This window comes from Pseudomonas sp. Pseusp97 (genome assembly GCF_047304025.1).
Lineage (GTDB): Bacteria > Pseudomonadota > Gammaproteobacteria > Pseudomonadales > Pseudomonadaceae > Pseudomonas.
The window spans coordinates 1-236 of record NZ_JBGLYK010000607.1; the positions used below are offsets into that span (position 1 = coordinate 1).

1 protein-coding gene and 1 pseudogene are annotated in these 236 nt (G+C 72.0%); both read left to right on the plus strand.

Annotated elements, in window-relative coordinates; genetic code table 11:
* Nucleotides 1-111, plus strand: a pseudogene (locus tag ACCC94_RS30510) (arginine N-succinyltransferase); the annotation flags it as partial.
* A 25-nt stretch (nucleotides 112-136) separates the two neighbouring features.
* Nucleotides 137-236, plus strand: a 100-nt coding sequence (locus ACCC94_RS30515) for a hypothetical protein (protein ID WP_413353274.1), incomplete at its 3' end; no start/stop codon positions are given.

The window sequence follows — 236 nt, forward strand, 5'->3', positions numbered from 1 at the left end:
GCGCGCGTGGCCGCCGGCTCGCTGGTGGTCGACGCGCAGACCGCCAAGCGCCTGCGCCTGTCCGCCGGAGCTTCGGTCCGTGCGGTGCCCCTCTCCGGAAAACGCAACTGACGCCGCCCGGCGTCAGGGGAGCCTGATGATGAATACCCACTACATTGCCGGCCAGTGGCTGGCGGGCGAAGGCGAGCCGCTGCAATCGCTCTGCCCGGTCAGCCAGGCCGTGGTCTGGTCCGGCC